The sequence below is a fragment of the Actinacidiphila sp. DG2A-62 genome (genome assembly GCF_035825295.1).
Lineage (GTDB): Bacteria > Actinomycetota > Actinomycetes > Streptomycetales > Streptomycetaceae > Actinacidiphila.
The window spans coordinates 8,434,899-8,458,645 of sequence record NZ_JAYMGI010000002.1 but is presented as its reverse complement, the minus strand read 5'-3'; the positions used below and the strand labels follow the sequence as shown (position 1 = coordinate 8,458,645).

The window sequence follows — 23,747 nt, the reverse complement described above, 5'->3', positions numbered from 1 at the left end:
GGCGGGCGGCGCCCCCGTCCGCCTGCTGCGAGGATCACGACATGCTGCAGGTGTGCCTGAACGGATCGCGGGACCGGGCGGTGTGCGAGGCGCTGCCGATGACCGCGCGGGAGCTGGGCGACGCGGCGGCCGAGGCGGTGGCCGCGGGCGCCCGGGACGTCCACCTGCACCCCAGGGACGGCGACGGCGCGGACACCATGGCGGCGGTGTTCGTGGACGCGGCGGTCGCGGCGGTGCGGGCGAGCGCGCCCGGCGTGCCGGTCGGCGTCACCACCGGCGCGTGGACCGAGCCCGATCCGGCGCGGCGCGCGGCGCTGGTGCGGTCCTGGTCGGTGCTGCCCGACCACGCGTCGGTCAACTGGCACGAGGAGGGCGCGCAGGCGGTCGCGGAGGCGCTGCTCGGCGTCGGGGTCAGGATCGAGGCGGGCGTGTTCTCCGGCACCGACGCGGTGGCGCGGCTGCGGGCCTGGCCGCACGCCGGGCGGGTGCTGCGGGTGCTGGCGGAGGTCACCGACACCGACCCGCGGACCGCGCCGGCCGCCGCGCTGCGGCTGCTCGCCGAGCTGGCGGACGACGGCGGGGCCGGAGACGGCGCGGGCGGCACGGCGGGCGGCCCCGGTGGCAGCGCGGTCGGGGCGGGCGGCAGCGGGGCCGGGGCGCGGCGCGGCGGGTCGGGGAGGCGGGGACTCCGCGGTGTGCCGGTGCTGCTGCACGGCGAGGACGGCGGCGCGTGGCCGGTGCTGGGGCTGGCCGCCGAGCGGGGACTGGACACCAGGATCGGCCTGGAGGACGTGCTGACGCTGCCGGACGGCGCTCCGGCGCCGGACAACGCGTCGCTGGTGCGCGCCGCGCTGGAGGTCATCGGACACGGCGGTGCCGGGTCCACTCCAGCAGGCGGTCGGCGCTCCAGGTGGTGACGACGCGCTCGGCGGGGATGCCGGCCGCCTCCGCGCGGGCGCAGCCGTGGATCTGCCAGTCCAGCTGGCCCGGGGCGTGCGCGTCGCTGTCGACGGCGAAGAGCGTGCCCGCGTCGCGGGCCAGGTCCAGCAGCCGGCGCGGCGGGTCGAGCCGGTGCGGGCTGCTGTTCAGCTCCACCGCGACGCCGGCCCGGGCGCAGGCGGCGAAGACCTCCCCGGCGTCGAAGGCCGACTCGGGCCGGGTGCGTTCGCCGATGAGCCGGCCGGTGCAGTGGCCGAGCACGTCGACCAGCGGGTTGGAGACGGCGGCCACCAGGCGGCGGGTGAAGGCGGGCGCGGCCATGCGCAGTTCGGAGTGGGCGGAGGCGACCACCACGTCCAGCCGGTCGAGCAGGTCGTCGCGCTGGTCGAGCGAGCCGTCCGGGAGGATGTCGCACTCGATCCCGGTGAGCAGCCGGAAGGGGGCGAGCTCGGCGTTGATCCGCTCGACCTCGTCGAGCTGGCGCAGCAGCCGGTCGGCGGTCAGGCCGCGGGCGATCTTCAGCCGCGGGCTGTGGTCGGTGAGCACCGTCCACTCGTGGCCGACGGTGTCGCGGGCGGTGCGCGCCATCACCTCGATCGGACTGCCGCCGTCCGACCAGTCGGAGTGCACGTGGCAGTCGCCGCGCAGCGCCGCCTGCAGCTCCCGGCCGCCCTCGGCGAGCGGGGTGCGGGCCTGTTCCTCCAGGTCGGCCAGGTAGCCCGGGACCCGGCCGGCCTCTGCCTCGGCGATCACCCGGCCGGTGGTGGCGCCGATGCCCTTCAGCCGGGTGAGGGAGCCGTCGCGGGCGCGCGCCCGCCGCTCGGCCCGCGGCAGCGCGGCGAGCACCGCGGCGGCGTTGCGGAAGGCGCGCACGCGGTAGGTGGGCGCCCCGGTCCGTTCCAGCAGGAACGCGATCCGCTCCAGCGCCTCGATCGGCTCCATGGTCAGCGCTTTTCCCGCGTCCCGGCCCGGCTAACGGGCCCGGACGCGGCGTCACCCGTGCGGCGGGCCGGCCGGACGGCGCCGCTCAGACGTTGGGGACGTGCAGCGCGTCCCAGGTCTCCTTCCCCGGCGGCCACTTGAGCGCGTCGCCGCTCCAGCCCTTGTGGTGCTCGGTGTTGTACTTGCGCTGCCACGCCTCGTAGGAGGCGATGTCGCCGGAGCCGATCACGTCCTTGTTGGCGCTGCTGCGGTAGTGGTCGCAGCCCACCGCGACCAGCCGGTCGTGCATGGCGGCGACGATCGGCGAGCGGCGGCCGACGGTGAACCAGGCCGAGCCGGGGAAGGGCTCGTACGCGGGCGCCGGGCCGCCCTTGGCCGCCCAGGCCCGCAGCAGCGAGACGCTGGTGAAGTTGGCCACGTCGCGGTCGAGCCCGCCGGCCTCGCTGTACTGGTGGATCGTCCAGTGGTGCTCGACGCGGGGGTGACCGGCGGCGGCGCCGGGGTCGGCGATCCACAGCCCGTCGCCGGCGAAGGAGGTGGTGTCGCGGTTCAGCCAGAAGTCGCGGTTGCAGTACAGCAGCACGCGGTTGTGCGGCATCTCGGCCTGCACGTGCTTGATCCAGGCGTCCTTGTCGGCGCCGGAGACGCCGGCGTCCTCCCAGTCGAAGGCGAGCACGTCGCCCGCTTTGGGCGCGGCCTGCTTGAGGAAGTAGGCGGCCTGCGCGGTCATCGATCCCGGCCGGGCGAAGTGGTAGTGGCCGACCACCAGGGAGTGGGCGCGGCCGGTGGCGACCTGTCCGGCGTGGTGCGGGTTGACGTAGCTCGTGCCCTCGGTGGCCTTCACGAACACGAAGCCGAGTCCCGCGGTGCTGTAAGAGGTGCTCTGGTAGGAGGCGACGTCGATTCCGCTGACGGTCATGGGGCGGTTCCTTTCGCCCGGACGCGGCCGCGGTGCGCGCGGCGGGCCGGGTGGTGGCGGTGTGCGGCGGTACGGCGCCGTGCCGCGGCGCCCCCGGATCAGGGGGCGCCGCGACGGCGAGCGCCTACTTCTTCCGCTGCACCGCCGCGGACCGCTTCGAACCCCCCGGCCGCGCTTTGTTGCCGATCCCGCACATTCGACGGGCGGATGCGCACGCCGCAGACGAACGTCCGTACGGTTTACGGGCGTTCGCCCGAATTACGGGTCCGGTGGGCGGCCGGCGTCCTGGCGGGGCGACCGCGGCTCAGCGCACCGGCCTGCTGCTGCGCAGTCGCCGGTAGCCGTAGAACAGGTCGGCGACGAACAGCACGACGGCGATCACCAGCAGCCAGAGCAGGCCGCCGACCACGGCGCCGATCAGCCCGAGGACCATGGCCAGGATGATCAGCGAGAGGAAGAGCGTCATCGTCCTGTCTCCTTCACGGGCGGCGGCGCGGCGGGCGCTGGGGGGCGGGCACGGGCGCGGGAGGTGCGGCGGTCAGCGGCGGGCCAGCTGCCGCACCCCTTCCGCACCCGGCTTGTACGGCAGCCCGTAGTGCTGGAAGATCGCCTCCTCGTCCTCCACCGGCAGGACGTCGTCCGTGCCGATGGAGGGGGCCGACTTGACCAGCGACTTGGGGTACGGGACGCGCACGTAGCCGGGGCCCGCGGTCACGTCGTCCACCGGCACGAACACCAGCCGGTGCCGGGTGGGCAGTCCGGTGCGCACGGTGGCCATGGAGGGCTCGTCGGTGCCCGTGTCCACGTAGACCGCTTCCAGCACACCGATCTTGTTGTTCGACTCGTCGACCACGTCGTGGTCACGCCACTCGCGCAGATCAGCGGGTCGGATCATCGCTGCCCTCCTCGGTTCGCCCGTTCGCGGGGGCCCGGCGCCTTCGCCGGTCGCCTGCCCCGGCCGCCGGTCGTTACGCCTGTCAGCCGGTGCTCACCTCGTGGCGGTCGCCTCCCCACAGCGTGTGGAAGGAGCCGTCGCGGTCGGTGCGCCGGTAGGTGTGCGCGCCGAAGAAGTCGCGCTGACCCTGGGTCAGCGCGGCGGGCAGCCGCTCGGCGCGCAGCGCGTCGTAGTACGCGAGCGCGGCGGAGAAGCCCGGCACCGGGACGCCGCCGGCCACCGCGGCGCCGACCACCGCGCGCCAGTCCTCCTGCGCGGCGCCGATCTCCTCGGCGAACCGCTGGTCGGACAGCAGGCTGGGCAGGTCGGGGCGGGCGTCGTAGGCGGCGGTGATGCGGTCCAGGAAGGCGGCCCTGATGATGCAGCCGCCGCGCCAGATCGCGGCGACCCGGCCGGGGTCGATGTTCCAGTCGTAGGCGTCGCTGCCGGCCTGGATCTGGTGGAAGCCCTGGGTGTAGGAGACGATCTTGGAGGCGTAGAGCGCCTGCTCGACCTGGTCGGCGAACGCCTCGGCGTCCTTGCCGCCGAGCGCGGTGGCGCCGGGCCCCGGCAGGGTGCGGGAGGCCGCGCGCAGGTCGGCGTGGCCGGACAGCGAGCGCGCGAACACCGCCTCGGCGATGCCGGACACCGGCACCCCGAGGTCCAGCGCGCTCTGCACGGTCCAGCGGCCGGTGCCCTTCTGCTCCGCCTGGTCGGCGACCACGTCGACGAACGGCCGGCCGGTCGCGGCGTCGGTGTGCGCGAGGACCTCGGCGGTGATCTCGATGAGGTACGAGTCGAGCCGGCCGGTGTTCCAGGTGCGGAAGACCTCGGCGATCTGCGCCGGTTCGTAGCCGCCGATCGACCGCAGCAGGTGGTACGCCTCGGCGATGAGCTGCATGTCGGCGTACTCGATGCCGTTGTGCACCATCTTGACGAAGTGGCCGGCGCCGTCCGGGCCGATGTGCGTGGTGCACGGGCTGCCGTCTCCGGCCTTGGCCGCGATCCGCTCCAGCAGCGGGCCGAGCGAGGCGTAGGACTCCTCGGAGCCGCCGGGCATGATGGACGGGCCGTTGAGCGCGCCCTCCTCGCCGCCGGAGATGCCGGTGCCGACGAAGTGGATGCCCTGCTCGCGCAGTTCGCGCTCGCGGCGGCGGGTGTCCTCGTAGTGGGCGTTGCCGCCGTCGATGATGACGTCGCCGCGCTCCAGCAGCGGCGCGAACTCGCGGATCACCGCGTCGGTGGGCTCGCCCGCCTTGACCATGATGATCAGCCGCCGCGGCCGTTCCAGGGAGGCGACGAACTCCTCGGCGGTGGCCGCCGGCACGAACGTCCCCTCCTCGCCGTGCTCCTTGATCAAGGCGTCGGTTCTGGCTTTGCTGCGGTTGTGCACGGCCACGGTCAGGCCGTGGCGGGCGAAGTTCCTGGCGAGGTTGCTGCCCATCACGGCCAGTCCGGTGACGCCGATGTCCGCCGTTGCGCTCATGTGATACTCCCCGAGAGATCTTGGTGCCGCTCGCTGCCAGTATGGGCAACCGCGCGGCGGCGGGGATTGTTTCGTACCGCCGAACGGGCGGAATCCGTCAGGACGCGTCGGTGCGCGGGAAGACGAACTCGTCCAGCACCATGCCGAGCGCGGCGGCGGCCGGGATGGCGACGAGACCGCCGATGACGCCGAGCAGCGATCCGCCGGCCAGCACCGCGACGACGGTGACCACCGGGTGCACGTTCACCGCGAACTTCATCGCCCGGGGCATGATCAGGTAGTCCTCGGCGACCCGGAAGGCGATGTAGAAGACGGCGGTGGCGAGCGCGACGGGCAGCGACACCGACAGCGCCACGAAGCTCACCACCACTCCCCCGACGGTGGAGCCGATCACCGGGATCATGTCCATCAGCGCGACGAAGAAGCCGAGCGCCGCCGGGTACGGCACGCCGATCGCCTCGCACCACACGAAGGTGGCCAGTCCGGCGACCGCGGAGGTGACGATGTTGCCGAGCATGAAGCGGCCGACCCGGCCGAGGATCTCCTCCGCCACCCGCTCGGCGCGGGCCCTGCGGGTGCCGGGCACGAAGCGGTAGCAGAACCGCTTGATGGCCGGCAGCGCGGCCATCACGTACAGGGTCACGGTGATCACCACGACCGTGGAGGTGAGGGCGCCGACCACCAGCCAGGCGCCCAGCACCCCGCCCGCCAGGTCGGAGGCGCCCAGCCCGGCGCCGAGCTGGGCGCGGGCCTTCTCGATGACGTGGTAGTGGTCCTCCAGCCGGCCCAGCGCGGAGCGGTGGTCGTGCAGTTGGCGGCGCCAGCGCGGCACGCCGTCGGTGAGCGCGGCGATGGCGGCGTTCACCGGCGGGATGACCAGGGCGACGAAGCCGGCCAGCACGGCGGTGAGGACCAGCACCACGCCGGCCACCGCGCAGCCCCTGGGCAGTCCGCGCCGGCACAGCCACGCCACCACCGGTTCGAGGCTGACCGCGATGAAGCCGGAGAGCAGCAGCAGGCTGAGCAGGGTGCTCAGCTGCAGTACGGCCTGCGCCAGCGTCCAGGCCAGGACCGCGCCGAGTGCGGCGGTGAAGCCGGCGGCGAACCACGAGCGGCGCGCGGGCGCGCCGGGCCCCGCGGGGCGCGGGCGGCGCGCGGGGCCGTCCGGCGGGGAGCCGGGCGCGGCGGCAGCCGCCCCGGCGTCCCCTCCGGGGCCGGGCGGTGCGGCGGTCAGGAGGGCTCCTGCTCCGGAGCCGGCGGGCGCGGTGGTCGGCACGGCTCCCGCTCCGTGGCCGACCGGTGCGACGGTCACCGCCCCCGCTCCGGCGCCGGCGGGTGCCGCGGTCACGGCTCCCGCCTCGGAGCCAGGCGGCGCGGGGTCGTGCGGCCCGGGTCCGCTCGCGGCCGGGGCGGCCGACGGTCCGGGGCCCGCCGCGCTCGCGGGCGCCGCGAGCGCGGCGGCGTCGGCCGGTGTGTCGGGCATGGCGGCGTCTCCCTCGGGGCGGTGACCGGGTCACCGGCATCAACGCCGGGCGAGGCCGGACGTCACGTCGTCGCGGTGACGGCCACTCAGGTGGCGCCGGAGCCTCCCCGCCTGCGCCTTCTCGGCCCGCACCGCCAGGTGCCGGCCGGCGCGGGCGCCCACCGGCGGGGGCGGTGGCGGGCCCCACGGCTCAGCGGGGCGCCGGACCGTGCGGCCGGTACAGGTCGCGGTAGGAGAGGAAGCGGCCCGCGGGCGTCTCGACGCTCTGCGCGCGGAGGACCGCGTGCAGTACGGCCCGGGTGAGCACGTCGGCTCCGGCCGCGAGAAGCAGATCGAGCGCGCCGGCCTCCCGGTGGACCCCGAACGCCGGGTCCGCCGCGGCGTCCCCGGCCGAACCCGGCGGCAGCAGCGGGCGGGCGCAGGTGGCCATCGCGAAGACCGTGTCGCCGTCGGACAGCAGGTGCGCCGGGCGCACCGCGCGGGCGAGCCCGTCGTGCGCGCCGCCGGCGAGCTTCTGCGCCTGGGCGCGGCTGAGCGCGGCGTCGGTCGCGACGACCGCGAGGGTGGTGTGGAACGGGCCGGCCCCAGTGCTGCCTGCTTCGTCCCCGTATCCAGCTGCCGCCTCGGCGGCGGCCTCCGCCTCGGCCGCGATCAGGCGCCGCGCCCGGGACAGCGCCGGCGCCGGCAGCGGCGCGCCGTCGAGGCCGAACTCGTCCGCCCACGCCGGCCGCGCGCCCCACAGCGCCCCGGTGTCCGGGTCGACGGCCGAGCCCGCCGCGTTGACGACCGCGAGCGCCGCGACCGTGGCGCCCGAGGGCAGCACCGTGCTCGCCGTGCCGACGCCGCTCTTGAGGCCGCCGGCGACCGCGCCCGTTCCCGCTCCGACGCAGCCCTGGCCGACCGGCTCGCCGGGCCGCGCAGCCGCCGCGGCCTCGATCGCGGCGCGGCCCATCGCGGCGTCGGGCCGGGCGTGCCAGTCGCCGCCGCGGCCGAGGTCGAACAGCGCGGCGGCCGGCACCACCGGCACCACTCTGCCGGGGCCGCCCACCGGGAAGCCGCGCCCGTGCTCCTCCAGCCACGCCGCCACACCGGACGCCGCGTCGAGCCCGAAGGCGCTGCCGCCGGCGAGCACCACCGCCTCGACGCGCTGCACGAGGTTGCGCGGGTCCAGCGCGTCGGTCTCCCGGGTGCCGGGGCCGCCGCCGCGCACGTCGACGGCGGTCACCGCGCCGCCCTCGGGCGCGAGCACCACCGTGACGCCGCTCAGCCAGCCGCCGCCGACGCGCTGCGCGTGCCCGACCCGCAGGCCGGCGACGTCGCCCAGCCCGTTCGCGGGCCCGGGTCCGGCGCCGGGTCCGGGGCCGTTCCCAGGCCCGTTGTCAGATCCGCTGCCATGTCCGCGTCCGCCCTGGTCCATGCACCGATCATCGCGCGGGATCGCCCGCGCCGCCGCCGCGGTGCTCCTCGTCCTCGCCGGCCTCCAGCAGCGTGGCCGCGGCGCCGACGATCAGCGGGTCGGGGGTGCCGACCACCTCGTCGTCGCGGTCGGTGTAGTCGAAGCGGGCCAGCACGCTGCGCATGGCCTCCACCCGGGCCCGCTTCTTGTCGTTGCTCTTGACCACCGTCCAGGGCGCGTACGCGGTGTCGGTCTCCCGGAACATCGCGACCTTCGCCCGCGTGTAGTCGTCCCACCGGTCCAGCGACGCCAGGTCCATCGGGCTGAGCTTCCACTGCCGGACCGGGTCGACCTGGCGGATGGTGAACCGGGTGCGCTGCTCGTCGCGGGACACCGAGAACCAGAATTTCACCAGGTGGATCCCGTCGTCGACGAGCATCCGCTCGAACAGCGGCGCCTGCCGGACGAAGCGGCGGTACTCCTCGTCGGTGCAGAAGCCCATCACGCGCTCGACGCCGGCCCGGTTGTACCAGGACCGGTCGAACATGACGATCTCCCCCGCCGTGGGCAGATGCGCGACGTAGCGCTGGAAGTACCACTGGCCGCTCTCGCGCTCGGTGGGCTTCTCCAGCGCGACCACGCGCGCGCCGCGCGGGTTCAGGTGCTCCACGAAGCGTTTGATGGTGCCGCCCTTGCCGGCCGCGTCGCGCCCCTCGAAGACGATGACGATGCGCTGTCCGGTCTCCTTGACCCAGCTCTGCAGCTTCAGCAGCTCGATCTGCTGCATGCGCTTGTGCAGTTCGTACTCGGGGCGCTGCATGCGCGTGTCGTACGGGTAGTTCTCCCGCCAGGTGTCGACGGCGGTGCCGTCGGGGCGGATCAGGACCGGGTCGTCGTGGTCGGAGTAGTCGACGCGCATGCCGGACAGCAGTGCTCCGGCGCCGTTGTCGGTGGTCACCTGTCGTCTCCCGCCTTCCGCCGTGCTCAGTGGAACTGGGGGATGATCAGGTACAGCCCGTAGAGCACGGCGCACGCGCACACCAGGAAGCACGCGCCGGCGCCGACGAGCTGGACCGAGCCTTCGGAGCCCTGCTCCCGCGCTTCCTGGCGGTCGGCCAGCGCCCACACGCCGAGCGCGAAGACCACCACGACGCCCACCGTGGCGCCGACGCTGACGCCGGCCACCTCGGCGAGGTTTCCCCACTTCACGTCCATCAGGTTCTCCCAGTTCGCTGCGTCTGTCAGGTCAGGCGCCCGCGCCGGCAGCAGCAGGCGCGCGGACTTCGGTGACCGGGCTGTTGTTCACGTTGTCCGCGTGCACCGGGTTCCGCCGGGACAGCGCCACGATGACCAGGGCGACGGCCGCGGCGGCCAGCGCGATCAGCACGATCCCGGTGGTGCCGCCGTGCACCACGACGCCGGCGGCGACCGCGCCGACGGCGGCGGCCGCGGGCAGCGTCACCAGCCAGGCCAGCGCCATCTGGCCGGCGGTGCCCCAGCGGACCTCGGCAAGCCGGCGGCCGACGCCCGCGCCGAGGATGCCGCCGGAGCACACCTGGGTGGTCGACAGGGCGAAGCCGAGGTTGGCGGAGGTCAGGATGACCGCGGTGGACGCGGACTCGGCGGCGAAGCCCTGCGGGGACTCGATGTCCACCAGACCCTTGCCCATCGTCCTGATGATCCGCCAGCCGCCGATGTAGGTGCCGAGCGCGATGGCCAGCCCGGCGGTCAGGATGACCCACACCGGCGGGTCGGCGTCGTGGCCGAGCGCGCCGCAGGAGATCAGCGCGAGGGTGATCACGCCCATCGTCTTCTGCGCGTCGTTGGTGCCGTGGGCGAGGGAGACCAGCGACGCGGAGGCGATCTGCCCGGCCCTGAATCCCTTGGAGACGGTGTCCGACTCGGCCCGCTGGGTGATCCGGTAGGCGAGGTAGGTGGCGATCAGCGCCGCGACGCCGGCCACGACCGGCGAGGCGACGGCGGGGATCAGGATCTTCTCGACCACCTTGTCGAAGTGCACGCCGTGCCGCCCGGCGCCCACCCACACCGCGCCGATCAGCCCGCCGAACAGCGCGTGCGAGGAGCTCGACGGCAGTCCGAGCAGCCATGTCATCAGATTCCACATGATCGCGCCGACCAGCCCGGCGAAGATCATGCCGGGGGTCACCAGCGAGTCGTCGACGATGCCGCCGGAGACGGTCTTGGCGACCTCGGTGGACATGAACGCGCCGGCCAGGTTCAGCACCCCGCTGACCGCCACGGCGATTTTCGGCCGCAGTGCGCCGGTGGCGATGGAGGTCGCCATCGCGTTCGCGGTGTCATGGAAGCCGTTCGTGAAGTCGAAGGCCAGGGCCGTGACGATGACCATTGCCACAAGGAAGGTGATGTGGTCCATCACCCCACCCAAGCAGCGCCAGGCGTACGCCCGAGGACGCGGCGGTGAAGGCGCGGTACGCGAGCGGCGACGGAATCGCGCGCATCGCGTGGCGCCCGCCCGTAGAGTGCGGCACCGTGACGACCGCGCTCTCGATCCCCGCCGTACCGCTGTGGCGCCGACGGGACTTCGTCCTCCTCGCGACGGCGCGCGTGGTCTCGGTGCTCGGCAACGGCTTCGCCCGCGTCGCGCTGGCCTTCGCCGTCCTGGCCCTCCCCGGCGCGGGCCCCGGCCGGCTGTCGCTGGTGCTGGCCTGCCAGGCGGTGCCGCAGCTGGCGTTCGTGCTGGTGGGCGGCGTGATCGCGGACCGGATGTCGCGCTCGCGGCTGATGGCGACGGCCGATGTCGTGGGCGCGGCGGCGTACGCGGGGCTGGCCGCGATGGTGCTGGCGCACCACGCTCCGCTGCCGGCGATGTGCCTGCTCGCGGTGGCGGCGGGCACCGCGACGGCGCTCTTCGCGCCCGCCATGGACGGTGTGGTGCCGCTGGTGGTGCCCGCCGAGCGGCTGCAGCAGGCCAACGGGCTGCTGCGGGTGGGCACCAACGTCTCGCTGCTGCTGGGCCTGGCGCTGTCGGGGGTGACGGTGGCGTGGCTCGGCGCGGGCTGGGCGCTGGCCCTGAACGCCGCGTCGTTCGTGCTGAGCGCCGTGCTGACGTCGCTGCTGGCGGTCGGCGGGCGGCCCCGGGCGCGGTCCTCGGGGTGGGCGGATCTGCGCGAAGGGTGGCGGGAGTTCGCCTCCCGGCAGTGGCTGTGGGCGGTCGTCGCGCAGTACACGGTGGTCGTCGCGGCGCTCAACGCCAACGCGGGGGTGCTCGGCCCGCTGGCCGCCGACCAGGGGCTCGGCGGCGCGCGGGCCTGGTCGGTGATCGTGGCGGCGCAGGCGCTCGGCGCGATCGCGGGCGCCGGGCTCGCGGCGCGGGTGCGGGTGCGGCGGCCGGTTCTGGTGGCGGTGCTGGCGACCGTGCCGTCCGCGCTGCCGATCGCCCTGCTCGGCGCGGGGGCGCCGGTGTGGCCGGTGGCGGCGGCGATGTTCGTCTCGGGCGTGTCCTCCGACGTCTTCGCCGTGCTGTGGTCGACCACGGTGCAGCGCGAGGTGCCGGAGGAGGCGCTGTCGCGGGTCAGCTCCTACGACTGGTTCGGCTCGCTGGCGTTCGCCCCGCTGGGGCTGCTCGTGGCCGGGCCCGCGGCGGCGGCGTGGGGGACGGGCCGGATGTTGCTGGTGTGCGCGGCGCTGATCGTGCTCGCCTCCGCGGGGGCGTTGCTGGCCCCGCAGGTGCGTACGCTGCGGGCGCGGGAACCGGCCGCCGGGCCCGTCGGCGCGCCGGTCGCCGCCGCGGGAGCGGCGGGACCGGACGTGGAGCCGGCCGGCGGTGAGGCGGGGCGGTGAGGGGCGGGGGCGGGGCCGGTCGCCGCAGCCCCCGGGCCGGGCCACTGATCCCCCGGCGGCCCGCCGGAGGATCAGTGGCCCGGGGATCAGCGGCACGGCGGATCAGCGGCCCGAGGTCGCCTTCAGGCCGACGACGGCGACCACCAGCAGGACGACGAAGAAGACGCGCGCGACGCTCAGCGGCTCACCGAGCAGTGCCATGCCGACGATCGCCGCGCCGGCCGCGCCCATGCCCACCCAGACGCCGTAGGCGGTGCCGATGGGCAGCGTCCTGGCGGCCTGGGCCAGGAGCAGCATGCTGCCGGCGATGCCGGCGCCGGTGAGAAGGCTCGGCCACAGGCGGGTGAAGCCTTCGGTGTACTTCATGCCGACGGACCAGACGACCTCGAGCAGGCCAGCGGCGACGACGAGGACCCATGCCATGGCGGCACCTCCGTTGATCGGTTACGGGGGTGCGCCGTCTTTTCAGGGTCCCGGTACGACGCGCTCGTCGGGTTCCCTCCACCGTAGCAAAGCGCGGCGGACGCTTGGTCCGGCCGAGGGGGCGGGGTCCGCCTGTACCGCTGAGCCCCGCCCCCCGGTCCCGGCTCAGCGGTAGAGGCGGACGTCGGCGACGCTCCACCAGTTGCCGGCCGTGCCGGTCTGGGTGACACGGACGTAGCGCGCGGCGGTGGGCCGCAGGTCGACGGTGGTGAGCTGGCCGGTGCCCGGGCCGCTCGCGGCGGTCCGCCAGTGCGTGCCGTCGTCGCTCAGGGAGACCTGCCAGCCGCGGGCGTAGTCGCCGAGGTTGTCGCCGCTGTCGACGGCGACCCGGCGGAACGCGGTGCGCCGGCCGAGGTCGAGCTGGAGGTACTGGCCGGGGCTCTGGGCGGCGCCGCTGGTCCAGCGGGTGCTGCCGTCGTCGTCGGCCGCGAGCCCCGGCGCGCCCTGGCCGGCCGGCGAGGCGGTGACGGTGGCCCCGGTCAGCGGCACGGCGTGCAGCGGGCTGGTCAGCGCCGGGCTGCCGGGCCAGGTGAAGGTGGCCAGTGCGCCGCCGGGCAGGGTGTAGGCGAAGCTCCGGTCGCCCACGGCGACGGCGAAGGACCGCGGCGCGTCGTTCTCGTTGTGCACCACCAGCGCGGTGGAGCCGTCGGGGTTGCGGAAGGCCACGTCGGTGAGCTGGCCGTTCCAGCCGGTGGTGCCGTAGTTGGTGCTGGCGATGCGGACGGCGCCGGGCTCCACGAACTTCGAGAGGTGGCCGATGGTGTAGAACTCCGCGTTCTGGGTGACCGTGCCGTCGGGGCGCACCGTCAGGAACGCCGTGCAGGTGTCGCAGCCGCCGTTGTGCGGACCGCCGGAGGGGTCGAGCGCGAGGTTCCAGTCCGCGACGGACTTGGCCCAGTTGCGGGTGGTGCCCACGGTGATGGTGCGGGCGTGCCAGGTCAGGGTGCCGCGGAAGATCTGGTCGGGGGTGTCGGTCGCGCCGTGCGAGCCGGAGCACTCGGTGAACCAGATGCCCTTGTCGGGGTGCGCGTCGTGCAGGGCGCTCTGGGCGCTGGGGTCGCCGGCGTAGCAGTGGTAGGCGGTGCCGGCGACCCACCGGGCGGCCGGCCCGTCCAGCACCTGGTACGGGTAGTCGGTCTCGGGGTCCTCGCCGAGCTGCTGCGCGGTCTTGACGTCGTCGGGGTGGGTGGTCCAGTTGTGGTCGTAGGCAAGGATCTTGGTGTGCGGGCTGGCGCGGTGCAGCAGCGGTCCGAGCGCCTCGATGACGGCGGCCTCCTGGCGGACCGGCAGGTCGGTGCCGGGGTAGGCGTTGGGCTTGCGGTTCTGCGGCTCGTTCTGGACCGTCAGGTAGTCCACCCGCACGCCGGCCGCGGCGTACGCCTGCACGAACTTCACCAGGTAGCGGGCGTACGCCTGGTAGACCGCGGGATCGTCCTTGAGGTGGCCGCCGACCAGGGAGCCGGAGTCCTTCATCCAGGCCGGCGGGCTCCAGGGCGTGGCCAGCACGGTCAGCCGCGGGTTGAGCTGCTCGGCGCGGCGCAGCAGCGGCAGGATCTGCGCCTGGTCGTGGGCGATGCTGAAGTGCTTCAGGCCGAAGTCGGTCTGGCCGGCGGGCACGTCGTCGTAGGTGTAGTGCGCGGTCGCGGCGGTGAAGTCCGAGGAGCCGACCGGCTGGCGCAGGAAGGAGACGCCGATGCCCTGCCGGGGGTCGAACAGCTGCTTCATCGCCGCGTCGCGGGCCTGGGACGGCAGCGAGGAGAGCACGGCGGCCGAGGAGTCGGTGAGCGCGCCGCCGAAGCCGTCGACGCTCTGGTAGCGCCGGTTCGGGTCGACGGTGATGGTGGTCAGGTCGGACGCGCCGGCGGCGAAGGCGACGGGCGGCTGCTGCTGGAGCCGCTGCGCGCCGTCGGCGGTGGTGACCCACACCTGTGCCTGCGGCGCCGGCCCGGCGCCGTGGGCGGCCGGCGGGGTGCTGGCGGAGGTCTGCGCCGCGGGCAGGCAGGTCAGGCAGAGCGCGGCGGTCGCGACGGCGGCGGCGCCGATGGCGCGTCGTCTCCTCATGGTTCTCCTCGGGGTGCTGACGTGCGGGGCGCACGGGAGCGCGGGCCGCCGGCTGCGGACCCGCACGTGAAACAAGCTGAAACTTTTTCTGCAACACAACGCGGGAGCCAGATAAGCCGCCGCTCGGCCCACCTGTCAATATCCGTGGCGGTTCCTGCGGGTTCCGTACGACGTCCGGCGGCTGCGCGTCCGGTCACATCCAGTGCGCGACCGCCCGCCGACCGCTAGGCTGCGCGCATGAAACGGAATCGTGTAACACGTGCCTAGGCCGCAGGCACCACAGGGACCGCGCGCGACCGTGCGGGCCATCGCCGCGGAGGCCGGGGTGTCCATCGCCACCGTGTCGCGGGTGATGAACGGCCACGCGCACGTCGCGCCGGAGACGCAGGAGCTGGTGCGCAGGGTGGTGGCCAGGCTCGGCGCCCCGCCGCCGACCCGCCGCGGCGCCGCGGCGGGCGCGATCTACGTGCGCTGCCCGTATGTGCTGACCGACTACTTCGGCGTGATCGTCTCGTCCATCGCGGAGACGCTGGACCTGCACGGGCGGCGTCTGGTGCTCAGCGCGGGCGACGCGGCCCGGGAGATCCAGGTGCTGCCGGGGCTGCCCGGCGACCCCGGCATCGCCGGCGCGGTGCTGATCGTCCCGCCCGAGCCGGAGCAGGAGCTGGAGGCCCTGCGCGCGCAGGACTTCCCGTTCGTGGTGGTCGATCCGCGCACCCCGCTCCCCCGCGACATCGCCTCGGTCTCGGCGGCCAACCTCACCGCGGCGCGCAGCGTCACCGCGCACCTGGTGGAGCTGGGCCACCGCAGGATCGGCGTGATCGGCGGCCCGGGCGACTGGCTGGCCAGCCGGTCCCGGCTGGCCGGGCACAACTCGGCGCTCGCCGACGCCGGTGTGCTCCCCTCCCCGAACTGGTGCGCAGCATCGAGCCGACCGCGGACTGGGGTTACGACGCGGCGGGCGAGCTGCTGGAGCTGGCGGAGCGTCCGACCGCGCTGGTCGCCTTCAACGACAAGGCGGCGGTCGGCGCGCTGCGGGCGGCGTACGAGCGGGGGCTGCGGGTGCCGGAGGACCTGTCGATCACCGGCTTCGACGACATCGACCTGAGCCGCAGCACGGTGCCGCGGCTGACGACGGTGCGCCAGCCGCTGGAGGAGATGGGTCGGATGGCGGTCTCGCTGCTGATGCGGTTGCTGGACCGGCACACGGTGGACACGCTGCACGTGGAGCTGGCCACCCACCTGGTGCTGCGCGGCTCCACCGGCCCGGCGCCGCGCCGCTGAACGACCGTCCTCTGAACGACCGCCCTCGGTCCTCCAGGCCGGTCCCGGACGTCAGTCCCGCGCGTCCCGCTCGTCCTGCTGGTCCCGCACGTCCTCCGCGGACACCAGGCACCAGACGGTGTGACCGCGGCCGTCGCCGTGCACGCCCCAGGCCAGCGAGAGCGTCTCGACGATGTGCAGGCCGCGGCCGTGGTCGCTCAGGCCGTCGCCGTCGCCGCGGCCGGGGAGTATGCCGCTGCCGCTGCCCTGCCCCCGCACCTCGATGCGCACGTGGTCGTCGCCCGCGTGCACGACGCAGCCGATGGTGGTGCTCGCGGTGTGCCGCAGCGCGTTGGTGAACAGCTCGCTGACCAGCAGCACCACCGTGTCCTGGAGGTCCGCGCCGCAGCCGGTGCGGGACAGGTGGGCCCGCACCCCCGCCCGCGCCTCGGCCACCGAGCCGCCGTCGGCCGGCAGCGTCAGGGCCAGGTGCCGCGAGAGCGGGGTGGACCGGAAGGTCATGTCGGTGAGTGCCACGGTCTGAGTCCTTGCGACGGGTGCCGGGCCGCGCCCCTGCGCTGGGCGGCGCACACGAAGACGTGGGGGCCCCTCCCGGGTACGGGCCCCCACGCCGCGACCCGCCGGCGCTTTCTCGGGACGCCGGAGGAGAGGCGCAGGAGGAGCCCCGTCCCCCGGGAGTACCCGGCTACCGACTGCCACGCGTGTGTGAACGCGGTCACGAACCCACTATGATCCCCGACATCCACAAAGAGCAAGAGACGGTCTGATAATTTCATCCAGACCGTGCCCGGGCATATGCCCCGGGGCACGGCGATGGCACACTGCACCCCATGACGTGCGTGCGAGGAGGAGACGGGACGTGACCGCAGCCCAGTCGGCCAACGCCACGACCATCCGCCTGATGGTCCTCGGGCGGCGGCTGCGCGATCTGCGGGTGGCCGCGGGCCGCTCCTTCGAGGACGCCGCGCTGCTGCTGGACGTGGCCCCGCTGACCATCCGCCGCATGGAGCTGGCCCGCGGCCGCTGGAAGCTGCCGTACGTCCGCACGCTGCTGGAGGCGTACGGCGTGCCGGACGACGAGGCCCGGGTCTTCATGGACCTGGTCAGGGAGGCCAACCAGCCCGGCTGGTGGCACCGCTACCGCGACGCCCTGCCCTCGTGGTTCAGCGGCTACGTGAGCCTGGAGGAGGCCGCCAGCCTGATCCGCGCCTACGAGCCGCACTACATCCCCGGACTGCTGCAGACCGAGGACTACGCACGGGCGGTGCTGCGCCGCGGCGTCCACGACAACGTGCGCGAGGTGGACCGCCGGGTCGCGCTGCGGATGGAGCGGCAGCGGCTGCTGACCGGCGCCCGGCCGCCGGAGCTGTGGGTGGTGATGGACGAGACCGTGCTGCGCCGGCCGATGGTGCCGCCCGCGGTGCTGCGGGCGCAGGTGGACCGGCTGATCGAGCTGCTGGACCTGCCCCATGTGAAGCTGCAGATCATGCCGTTCGAGGTCTGCGCCCACGAGGGCATGTACGGGCCGTTCCACATCTTCCGCTTCCCGCACGAGGAGATCTCGGACGTCGCCTACGTCGAGAACCTGGTCGGGGCCGTCTATCTCGACGAGTACGACGACGTCACCAATTTCCAGGAGGCCCTGGACCGGATGTGCGCGCAGGCGCTCCCGGTCAGAAGCGCCGGCGCGTTCCTGGCCGGAATCCGTAAGGAGCTTTGAGCACGTGTCCCGCATTCACAACGCCGTTCGAGAACTGGGCGAAGAGGGCTGGCACAAGCCCTGGAGCGGCAGCAACGGCGGCTCTTGCGTCGAGGTCAGGAAACTGCCCGACGGCCGTTTCGCGGTCCGCCAGTCCACCGACCCCGAGGGCCCGGCGCTGATCTTCACGCACACCGAGCTGGCGGTGTTCGCCCGTGGCTGGGAGGACGGGCAGGCCCTCCTGGCCGCCTCCTGACCTCCGTGGTCGTCATGAACCTCACGCACGTCGCAGTGGCAGCAGTGGAACCGGAGGAGCGAGAAGATGTCGGACGGCATGGCCTGGACACGGCGGCCGGCGGGTTACCAGCCGCCGGAGATCGACACCAGCGTCCCGCATTCGGCGCGGGTGTACGACTACATCCTCGGCGGCAAGGACAACTACCCGCCGGACCGTGAGGCCGCCGAGAAGATGCTCGCCGGCTGGCCCGGTTTCCGGCTGTCGGCGCGGGAGAACCGCACCTTCATGCACCGCGCGGTGCGGTATCTGGCCGAGCAGGGCATCGACCAGTTCCTCGACATCGGCACCGGCATCCCCACCTCCCCCAACCTGCACGAGGTCGCCCAGGGCGTCGTCCCCGCGGCGCGTGTGGTGTACGTCGACAACGACCCGATCGTGCTGGCGCACGCCGGGGCCCGGCTGAACAGCACCCCCGAGGGCCGGATCGCCTACCTGCACGCGGACATGAGGGACCCGGACGCGGTGTTCGAGTCCCCCGAGGTCGGCGAGACGCTGGACCTGAGCCGGCCGGTGGGGCTGTCGATCATCGCGGTGCTGCAGTTCGTGACCGACGACCAGCAGGCGTACGACCTGGTCAGGCGGTATCTGGCGCCGCTGCCCGCGGGCAGTTTCCTGGTCATCTCGACGGTGACCATCGCCTCCAACACCGAGCAGATCGGCGGGGTGGTGGCGGAGTACACCCGGCGCGGCATGCCGGCCAGGCACCGCACCCGCGAGCAGGTCGAGCCGTTCTTCGAGGGCCTGGAGCAGGTCGACCCCGGGATCGTGCTGGTGCACCGCTGGCGCCCGGAGCCGGGCTCCGAGGGCCGGGTCAAGGACTCCGACGTGGCGATGATCGGCGCGGTGGCCCGCAAGCCGTGACGCACGCGGCCCGGGCCGCCGGGCCCGGGCCGCGCACCGTCGGTCAGCCGACGGCGATGTCCACGTGCTGGGGGTAGAAGGCGACGTGGCCGGCGATCTCGCGCACCGCGTCGTACGGCTTGTCGTACGTCCACACCGCGTCGGCCGTCTCGCCCTGCGGGCCCACCAGGGTGTAGTAGGACGCCTCGCCCTTGTACGGGCAGTAGGTGTGGGAGTCGGTGGGCCGCAGCGCGCCCTCGGCGACGTCCTCGTAGGGGATGTACTGGACGACCGGGTACGTGGACTCCGCGAGCGAGAGCGCCCGCGTGGTGTCGGCGATGACGCGGTCGCCGGCCCGGACCACGACGCGGGCCCCGGTCGGCTCGACGGTGATCGGGTGGTCGGGGCCGGGCGTCTTGACAGGGCGGGTCATGGTGTCCTCCGCGGAAGTTGCGCCTACACGTTCCTCTTGCGGCGTCAACCGGCCGGTGCCGCCGCGCATTCCCCGCCTCGGCCGCCGGTCGCCGTTCCGGGGCATGCGCCCCCGGGCGGCCGGCACGGCGCCGTCGCGCGCCTCCCGCGGCTCAGTCCCGGGCGACCTTGCGGTTCGCGCGCAGCCACTCCCTGTTCATCGCCGTGATGGAGGTGAGCGGGATGCCCTTGGGGCAGGCGGTCGCGCACTCGCCGGCCAGGGTGCAGCCGCCGAAGCCCTCGGCGTCCATCCGGGCGACCATGTCGAGCACCCGGGTCTCCCGTTCGGGGGCGCCCTGCGGCAGCGCGCCGAGGTGGTTGACCTTGGCGGAGGTGAAGAGCATCGCCGAGCCGTTGGGGCAGGCCGCGACGCAGGCGCCGCAGCCGATGCACTCGGCGTGCTCGAAGGCCCGGTCGGCGTCGGCCTTGGGCACCGCGGTGGCGTGCGCCTCGGGCGCGGAGCCGGTGGGCACGCTGACGTAGCCGCCGGCCTGGATGATCCGGTCGAAGGCGGAGCGGTCCACGACCAGGTCGCGGACCACCGGGAAGGCGGCGGCCCGCCAGGGTTCGACGTCGATGGTGTCGCCGTCGCGGAAGGCGCGCATGTGCAGCTGGCAGGCGGTGGTGCGCTCGGGGCCGTGCGCCTGCCCGTCGATGACCAGGCTGCACGCGCCGCAGATGCCCTCGCGGCAGTCGTGGTCGAAGGCGATCGGCTCCTCGCCGGCGAGGGTGAGCCGCTCGTTGAGGGTGTCGAGCATCTCCAGGAAGGACATGTCGGGCGAGACGCCGTCCACGTCGTACTCCCGCATGGCGCCGGGCGCCTCGGGGTTCTGCTGGCGCCAGACGCGCAGGGCGATCCTCATGCGTAGCTCCGCTGGGTGGGGTGGACTTCGGTGAAGACGAGGGCCTCCTTGTGCAGCACCGGGGCCCGGCCGGTGCCGGTGAACTCCCAGGCGGCGGCGTAGCTGAACTCCTCGTCGCGGCGCTCCGCCTCGCCGTCGGGAGTCTGGGACTCCTCGCGGAAGTGGCCACCGCAGGACTCGGAGCGGTGCAGCGCGTCCAGGCACATCAGCTCGGCGAGTTCGAGGTAGTCCACGACGCGGTTGGCGCGTTCCAGGGACTGGTTGAACTCGGCCGGCCCGCCGGGCACCTTGACGCGCCGCCAGAACTCCTCGCGGATCTGCGGGATGCGCTCCAGCGCCTTGCGCAGTCCCTGCTCGGTGCGGGCCATGCCGCAGTGCTCCCACAGCAGGTCGCCGATCTCGCGGTGGAAGGAGTCGGCGGTGCGGTCGCCGTCGACGGCGACCAGCAGGTTCAGCCGGTCCTCGACGTCGGCGACGGCTTCGGCGACCGCCGGGTGCCCGGCGTCCAGCGGCAGCTGCGCGGGGGTGCGGGCGAGGTAGTCGTTGAGCGTCGCGGGCAGCACGAAGTAGCCGTCGGCCAGGCCCTGCATGAGGGCGGAGGCGCCGAGCCGGTTGGCGCCGTGGTCGGAGAAGTTGGCCTCGCCGATCGCGAACAGCCCGGGGACCGTGGTCTGCAGGTCGTAGTCCACCCACAGGCCGCCCATCGTGTAGTGCACGGCCGGGTAGATCCGCATCGGCACCTGGTACGGGTCCTCGGCGGTGATCCGCTGGTACATCTCGAAGAGGTTGCCGTACTTCGCCTCCACCGCCTTGCGGCCCATCCGGGCGATGGCGTCGGCGAAGTCCAGGTAGACGCCCTGGCCGCCGGGGCCGACGCCGCGGCCCTCGTCGCAGACGTTCTTGGCCGCGCGCGAGGCGATGTCGCGGGGGACGAGGTTGCCGAAGGAGGGGTAGATCCGCTCCAGGTAGTAGTCGCGCTCGTCCTCGGGGATCTGGTCCGGCGGCCGGGTGTCGCCCTTGGCCGCGGGCACCCAGATCCGGCCGTCGTTGCGCAGCGACTCGCTCATCAGGGTCAGCTTGGACTGGTGGTCGCCGCTGCGCGGGATGCAGGTGGGGTGGATCTGGGTGAAGCAGGGATTGGCGAACAGGGCGCCGCGCCGGTGGGCCCGCCAGATCGCGGTGGCGTTGGAGTTCATGGCGTTGGTGGACAGGTGGAAGACGTTGCCGTAACCGCCGGTGGCCAGCACCACCGCGTCGGCGAAGTACGGGGTGATCTCGCCACTGACCAGGTCGCGGGCGACGATGCCGCGGGCCGCGCCGTCGACCACGATCAGGTCGAGCATCTCGGTGCGCGGGTGCATCTCGACGCCGCCTGCGGCGATCTGCCGGGACAGCGCCTGGTAGGCGCCGAGCAGCAGCTGCTGCCCGGTCTGGCCGCGGGCGTAGAAGGTGCGGGAGACCTGGACGCCGCCGAAGGAGCGGGTGTCGAGCAGCCCGCCGTACTCGCGGGCGAAGGGCACGCCCTGCGCCACGCACTGGTCGATGATCTCCACGGAGATCTGCGCCAGCCGGTGCACGTTGGACTCGCGGGCGCGGAAGTCGCCGCCCTTGACGGTGTCGTAGAACAGCCGGTGGATCGAGTCGCCGTCGTTGCGGTAGTTCTTCGCGGCGTTGATGCCGCCCTGGGCGGCGATGGAGTGGGCTCGGCGCGGGGAGTCCTGGTAGCAGAACTGCACGACGTGGTAGCCCTGTTCGGCGAGCGTGGCGCCGGCCGAGCCGCCGGCCAGGCCGGTGCCGACGACGATCACGGTGCGCCGTCTGCGGTTGGCGGGGTTGACCAGCTTCGCCGCGAAGCGGCGGGCGTCCCAGCGCTCGGCGATCGGCCCCTGCGGCGCCTTGGTGTCGGCGACCGGCTCGCCGGTCCGGTACTGCGTGTATGCGTTCATCTCGGCTCAGCTCACGATTCCGGTCATGACGCCGACGGGCACGGCGATGAAGCCGGCCGTCAGCACGAGGGCGATGGCGTTCGCGACGGTCCTCAGCGCCCGGTCGCGGGTCGGGCTGCCCGCGCCGAGGGTCTGCGCGGCGCTCCACACGCCGTGCCGCACGTGCAGGCCGAGGGCGAGCATCGCGACGATGTAGACGGCGTCGCCGTACCAGGTGGAGAAGGTGTCCACGACGTTCTGGTACGGGTGGCCCGGCTGGTAGCCGCCGGGGTGGGCGGTGCCGGTGGTCAGGTCCAGCAGGTGCCAGACGACGAACAGCAGCAGGATCACGCCGCCCCAGCGCATGGTGCGGGTGGCGTAGGAGGCGCGCGCTCTGCGGTGGACGTAGCCGACCGGCCGGGCCCGCTGGTCGCGGCGGCTGAGCTGGTAGGCGCAGACGCCGTGCGCGAGGACGGACGCGACGAGCACCACGCGGATGATCCACAGCGCCCACGCGTAGTGCAGGAAGGGCTCGCCGAGGGTGCGCAGCCAGTGCGCGTAGCCGTTGAAGTCGCCGGGGCCGAAGAAGATCTTGAGGTTGCCGAACATGTGGACCAGCAGGTAGAGCAGCATGACCAGCCCGCTGACCGCCATGATGGTCTTCTTGCCGACGGTGGAGTCCCACAGCGTCCGGGGCATCGACGGCCGTCGGTCCGTGCGCGTTGCCAGTGCCATGGTCACCGACGGTAGACGCGGACATGTCCAGTGGTCCAAGACATGGTTCAGCTCGTATCCATAGGCAGTGGCTATCACTGCGCTATGCTGGCGCTGTGCAGTTGCAGCAGCTCGCGTACTTCGTGGCCGTCGCCGACGCCCGGCACTTCACCCGTGCGGCGGAGGAGGTGCACGTCTCGCAGCCGTCGCTGTCGCAGCAGATCAGGGCGCTGGAGAAGGAGCTGGGCGCGGAGCTGTTCAGCCGGGCACGGGGGAACATCGCGCTGACCGACGCGGGCGAGGCGCTGCTGCCGCTGGCCCGCCGGATCCTGGCGGACGCCGACACCGCGCGCCACGAGGTGCAGGAGCTGGCACAGCTGCGCCGCGGCCGGGTGCGCCTGGGCGCGACGCCGAGCCTGTGCACCGGGCTGCTGCCCGACGTGCTGCGCGACTTCCACGGCCGGCACCCCGGCATCCACCTGTTCATCGAGGAGGGCGGGTCGCACGACCTGGTACGGCAGCTGGCGCGCGGCGCGCTGGACCTGGCGCTCGTGGTGCTCCCGCTGCCCAGCCCCTCCCCCGCGCTGACCACGATCGAGCTGTTCCAGGAGGACCTGGTGGCGGTCTCCTCGGCCGAGACGCCGGCGCCGCGCTCGCCGCTGCGGATCGCGGACCTGGAGGGCCGGCCGATGGTGATGTTCCGGCACGGCTACGACCTGCGGGAGCTGACGCTCGCGGCCTGCCGGGCGGCCGGCTTCGAGCCGTACCTGACGGTGGAGGGCGGCGAGATGGACGCGGTGCTCGGCTTCGTGCGGGCCGGGCTCGGGCTGGGCGTGGTGCCCAGCACCGTGGCCGCGAGGACCGCCCAGGGTTTGCGGGTCACGCCCTTCGCCCGCCCGGGGCTGCGCCGCACCGTCGCGCTGGCGCACCGCAGCGACGTGGCGCCGCCGCGCGCCGCGCGGGTGCTCCAGCAGGTGGTGCAGGAGGCGGCGCGGCGCGCGGTGACGGCGAGCGGGCTGCACCCGCCGGCCGGGAGCGGCACGCCCGCGGGAAGCGGGGCCGGGCGGTGAGGCGCACCGGGCCGGCGGCACGGTCCGGACCGGCGGCACGGTCCGGACCGGGGACGCGGCCCGAACCGGCGGCGCGGCCCGGCTCTCCGGCCCGGGCCGGGTCCTCCGCGCGCACCGG

General features: G+C 74.1%; 24 protein-coding genes, 1 pseudogene and 1 riboswitch. Of the genes and pseudogenes, 8 read left to right on the top strand and 17 right to left on the bottom strand.

Features of this window, described 5'->3' with window-relative positions; translation table 11 throughout:
* Positions 1-41: 41 nt before the first annotated feature.
* The gene (locus VSR01_RS37125; protein WP_326453358.1) at positions 42-917 is read left to right on the top strand and encodes a 3-keto-5-aminohexanoate cleavage protein; all 876 of its coding nucleotides are present in this window, start codon (positions 42-44) and stop codon (positions 915-917) included.
* Here VSR01_RS37125 and VSR01_RS37120 read toward each other — a convergent pair.
* The 10 genes from VSR01_RS37120 to VSR01_RS37075 form a co-directional block, all read right to left on the bottom strand.
* Positions 859-1,881, bottom strand: a complete 1,023-nt coding sequence (locus VSR01_RS37120; protein WP_326453357.1) for a PHP domain-containing protein — start codon at positions 1,879-1,881, stop codon at positions 859-861. The two genes, VSR01_RS37125 and VSR01_RS37120, sit on opposite strands and share 59 nt — an antisense overlap.
* An 85-nt stretch (positions 1,882-1,966) precedes the next feature.
* On the bottom strand, positions 1,967-2,800 hold the full coding sequence (locus VSR01_RS37115; RefSeq protein WP_326453356.1) for a GH25 family lysozyme: 834 nt from the start codon (positions 2,798-2,800) through the stop codon (positions 1,967-1,969).
* A 304-nt stretch (positions 2,801-3,104) separates the two neighbouring features.
* Positions 3,105-3,266 (bottom strand): hypothetical protein, encoded by a 162-nt coding sequence (locus tag VSR01_RS37110; RefSeq protein ID WP_326453355.1) that lies wholly within the window; start codon positions 3,264-3,266, stop codon positions 3,105-3,107.
* A gap of 72 nt (positions 3,267-3,338) precedes the next feature.
* On the bottom strand, positions 3,339-3,695 hold the full coding sequence (locus VSR01_RS37105) for a PRC-barrel domain-containing protein (RefSeq protein ID WP_326453354.1): 357 nt from the start codon (positions 3,693-3,695) through the stop codon (positions 3,339-3,341).
* An 82-nt stretch (positions 3,696-3,777) separates the two neighbouring features.
* Positions 3,778-5,220 (bottom strand): NADP-dependent phosphogluconate dehydrogenase, encoded by a 1,443-nt coding sequence (gene gndA / locus VSR01_RS37100; RefSeq protein WP_326453353.1) that lies wholly within the window; start codon positions 5,218-5,220, stop codon positions 3,778-3,780.
* Between the two features lie 97 nt (positions 5,221-5,317).
* Complete coding sequence (locus VSR01_RS37095; protein ID WP_326453352.1) at positions 5,318-6,703, bottom strand: AI-2E family transporter; 1,386 nt, start codon at positions 6,701-6,703, stop codon at positions 5,318-5,320.
* A 190-nt stretch (positions 6,704-6,893) separates the two neighbouring features.
* Positions 6,894-8,120, bottom strand: a complete 1,227-nt coding sequence (locus tag VSR01_RS37090) for a P1 family peptidase (protein WP_326453351.1) — start codon at positions 8,118-8,120, stop codon at positions 6,894-6,896.
* A gap of 7 nt (positions 8,121-8,127) precedes the next feature.
* On the bottom strand, positions 8,128-9,018 hold the full coding sequence (gene ppk2 / locus VSR01_RS37085; protein ID WP_326453999.1) for a polyphosphate kinase 2: 891 nt from the start codon (positions 9,016-9,018) through the stop codon (positions 8,128-8,130).
* A 65-nt stretch (positions 9,019-9,083) separates the two neighbouring features.
* Positions 9,084-9,314: a hypothetical protein gene (locus VSR01_RS37080; protein WP_326453350.1), complete on the bottom strand. Its 231-nt coding sequence runs from the start codon at positions 9,312-9,314 to the stop codon at positions 9,084-9,086.
* A 31-nt stretch (positions 9,315-9,345) separates the two neighbouring features.
* Entirely contained in the window at positions 9,346-10,494 is a 1,149-nt protein-coding gene (locus VSR01_RS37075) for an inorganic phosphate transporter (protein ID WP_326453349.1), read from the bottom strand.
* A 116-nt stretch (positions 10,495-10,610) separates the two neighbouring features.
* Here VSR01_RS37075 and VSR01_RS37070 point away from each other — a divergent pair, with 116 nt between their 5' ends.
* Positions 10,611-11,921 (top strand): MFS transporter, encoded by a 1,311-nt coding sequence (locus VSR01_RS37070; protein WP_326453348.1) that lies wholly within the window; start codon positions 10,611-10,613, stop codon positions 11,919-11,921.
* A 102-nt stretch (positions 11,922-12,023) separates the two neighbouring features.
* Here the strand turns inward: VSR01_RS37070 and VSR01_RS37065 are convergent, their stop codons facing one another.
* On the bottom strand, positions 12,024-12,344 hold the full coding sequence (locus tag VSR01_RS37065; RefSeq protein ID WP_326453347.1) for a DMT family transporter: 321 nt from the start codon (positions 12,342-12,344) through the stop codon (positions 12,024-12,026).
* A gap of 28 nt (positions 12,345-12,372) precedes the next feature.
* Positions 12,373-12,437, bottom strand: a riboswitch (guanidine-III (ykkC-III) riboswitch).
* A gap of 72 nt (positions 12,438-12,509) precedes the next feature.
* Positions 12,510-14,465 (bottom strand): discoidin domain-containing protein, encoded by a 1,956-nt coding sequence (locus tag VSR01_RS37060; RefSeq protein WP_326453346.1) that lies wholly within the window; start codon positions 14,463-14,465, stop codon positions 12,510-12,512.
* 352 nt (positions 14,466-14,817) lie between these two features.
* Between VSR01_RS37060 and VSR01_RS37055 the strand changes: the two are divergent.
* Positions 14,818-15,303 (top strand): annotated as a pseudogene (locus VSR01_RS37055) (LacI family DNA-binding transcriptional regulator); the annotation flags it as partial.
* Positions 15,304-15,380: 77 nt separating this feature from the next.
* Complete coding sequence (locus VSR01_RS37050; protein ID WP_326453345.1) at positions 15,381-15,749, top strand: LacI family DNA-binding transcriptional regulator; 369 nt, start codon at positions 15,381-15,383, stop codon at positions 15,747-15,749.
* 51 nt (positions 15,750-15,800) lie between these two features.
* Here VSR01_RS37050 and VSR01_RS37045 read toward each other — a convergent pair whose 3' ends face one another.
* A complete protein-coding gene (locus VSR01_RS37045; RefSeq protein ID WP_326453344.1) occupies positions 15,801-16,265 on the bottom strand; it encodes an ATP-binding protein in 465 nt (154 codons plus the stop codon).
* 343 nt (positions 16,266-16,608) lie between these two features.
* Between VSR01_RS37045 and VSR01_RS37040 the strand changes: the two genes are divergently transcribed.
* The 3 genes from VSR01_RS37040 to VSR01_RS37030 all read left to right on the top strand — a co-directional run bounded on the left by VSR01_RS37040 (position 16,609) and on the right by VSR01_RS37030 (position 18,607).
* Positions 16,609-17,469: a helix-turn-helix domain-containing protein gene (locus VSR01_RS37040; RefSeq protein ID WP_326453343.1), complete on the top strand. Its 861-nt coding sequence runs from the start codon at positions 16,609-16,611 to the stop codon at positions 17,467-17,469.
* A gap of 4 nt (positions 17,470-17,473) precedes the next feature.
* A complete protein-coding gene (locus VSR01_RS37035) occupies positions 17,474-17,704 on the top strand; it encodes a DUF397 domain-containing protein (RefSeq protein ID WP_326453342.1) in 231 nt (76 codons plus the stop codon).
* A gap of 66 nt (positions 17,705-17,770) precedes the next feature.
* Complete coding sequence (locus VSR01_RS37030; RefSeq protein ID WP_326453341.1) at positions 17,771-18,607, top strand: SAM-dependent methyltransferase; 837 nt, start codon at positions 17,771-17,773, stop codon at positions 18,605-18,607.
* Between the two features lie 43 nt (positions 18,608-18,650).
* Here the strand turns inward: VSR01_RS37030 and VSR01_RS37025 are convergent, their stop codons facing one another.
* The 4 genes from VSR01_RS37025 to VSR01_RS37010 form a co-directional block, all read right to left on the bottom strand.
* Positions 18,651-19,019 (bottom strand): DUF427 domain-containing protein, encoded by a 369-nt coding sequence (locus tag VSR01_RS37025; protein ID WP_326453340.1) that lies wholly within the window; start codon positions 19,017-19,019, stop codon positions 18,651-18,653.
* Positions 19,020-19,170: 151 nt separating this feature from the next.
* The gene (locus VSR01_RS37020) at positions 19,171-19,920 is read right to left on the bottom strand and encodes a succinate dehydrogenase/fumarate reductase iron-sulfur subunit (RefSeq protein ID WP_326453339.1); all 750 of its coding nucleotides are present in this window, start codon (positions 19,918-19,920) and stop codon (positions 19,171-19,173) included.
* Positions 19,917-21,866 (bottom strand): fumarate reductase/succinate dehydrogenase flavoprotein subunit, encoded by a 1,950-nt coding sequence (locus tag VSR01_RS37015; RefSeq protein ID WP_326453338.1) that lies wholly within the window; start codon positions 21,864-21,866, stop codon positions 19,917-19,919. Before VSR01_RS37015 ends, VSR01_RS37020 begins: the two co-directional genes overlap by 4 nt.
* Before the next feature lie 6 nt (positions 21,867-21,872).
* Positions 21,873-22,580, bottom strand: a complete 708-nt coding sequence (locus tag VSR01_RS37010; RefSeq protein ID WP_326453337.1) for a succinate dehydrogenase — start codon at positions 22,578-22,580, stop codon at positions 21,873-21,875.
* A 95-nt stretch (positions 22,581-22,675) separates the two neighbouring features.
* Between VSR01_RS37010 and VSR01_RS37005 the strand changes: the two genes are divergently transcribed.
* Complete coding sequence (locus VSR01_RS37005; RefSeq protein ID WP_326453336.1) at positions 22,676-23,629, top strand: LysR family transcriptional regulator; 954 nt, start codon at positions 22,676-22,678, stop codon at positions 23,627-23,629.
* Positions 23,630-23,747: the final 118 nt, after the last annotated feature.

What these genes read in the sequence shown, in the direction of transcription:
- VSR01_RS37010 (WP_326453337.1), bottom strand. Translation starts at nt 22,580, where the DNA reads ATGGCACTGGCAACGCGCACGGACCGACGGCCGTCGATGCCCCGGACG.
- gndA (WP_326453353.1), bottom strand. Translation starts at nt 5,220, where the DNA reads ATGAGCGCAACGGCGGACATCGGCGTCACCGGACTGGCCGTGATGGGC.
- VSR01_RS37110 (WP_326453355.1), bottom strand. Translation starts at nt 3,266, where the DNA reads ATGACGCTCTTCCTCTCGCTGATCATCCTGGCCATGGTCCTCGGGCTG.
- VSR01_RS37120 (WP_326453357.1), bottom strand. Translation starts at nt 1,881, where the DNA reads ATGGAGCCGATCGAGGCGCTGGAGCGGATCGCGTTCCTGCTGGAACGG.
- VSR01_RS37095 (WP_326453352.1), bottom strand. Translation starts at nt 6,703, where the DNA reads ATGCCCGACACACCGGCCGACGCCGCCGCGCTCGCGGCGCCCGCGAGC.
- VSR01_RS37090 (WP_326453351.1), bottom strand. Translation starts at nt 8,120, where the DNA reads ATGGACCAGGGCGGACGCGGACATGGCAGCGGATCTGACAACGGGCCT.
- VSR01_RS37025 (WP_326453340.1), bottom strand. Translation starts at nt 19,019, where the DNA reads ATGACCCGCCCTGTCAAGACGCCCGGCCCCGACCACCCGATCACCGTC.
- VSR01_RS37080 (WP_326453350.1), bottom strand. Translation starts at nt 9,314, where the DNA reads ATGGACGTGAAGTGGGGAAACCTCGCCGAGGTGGCCGGCGTCAGCGTC.
- VSR01_RS37125 (WP_326453358.1), top strand. Translation starts at nt 42, where the DNA reads ATGCTGCAGGTGTGCCTGAACGGATCGCGGGACCGGGCGGTGTGCGAG.
- VSR01_RS37060 (WP_326453346.1), bottom strand. Translation starts at nt 14,465, where the DNA reads ATGAGGAGACGACGCGCCATCGGCGCCGCCGCCGTCGCGACCGCCGCG.
- VSR01_RS37075 (WP_326453349.1), bottom strand. Translation starts at nt 10,494, where the DNA reads ATGGACCACATCACCTTCCTTGTGGCAATGGTCATCGTCACGGCCCTG.
- VSR01_RS37115 (WP_326453356.1), bottom strand. Translation starts at nt 2,800, where the DNA reads ATGACCGTCAGCGGAATCGACGTCGCCTCCTACCAGAGCACCTCTTAC.
- VSR01_RS37105 (WP_326453354.1), bottom strand. Translation starts at nt 3,695, where the DNA reads ATGATCCGACCCGCTGATCTGCGCGAGTGGCGTGACCACGACGTGGTC.
- VSR01_RS37030 (WP_326453341.1), top strand. Translation starts at nt 17,771, where the DNA reads ATGTCGGACGGCATGGCCTGGACACGGCGGCCGGCGGGTTACCAGCCG.
- VSR01_RS37020 (WP_326453339.1), bottom strand. Translation starts at nt 19,920, where the DNA reads ATGAGGATCGCCCTGCGCGTCTGGCGCCAGCAGAACCCCGAGGCGCCC.
- VSR01_RS37065 (WP_326453347.1), bottom strand. Translation starts at nt 12,344, where the DNA reads ATGGCATGGGTCCTCGTCGTCGCCGCTGGCCTGCTCGAGGTCGTCTGG.
- ppk2 (WP_326453999.1), bottom strand. Translation starts at nt 9,018, where the DNA reads ATGCGCGTCGACTACTCCGACCACGACGACCCGGTCCTGATCCGCCCC.
- VSR01_RS37015 (WP_326453338.1), bottom strand. Translation starts at nt 21,866, where the DNA reads ATGAACGCATACACGCAGTACCGGACCGGCGAGCCGGTCGCCGACACC.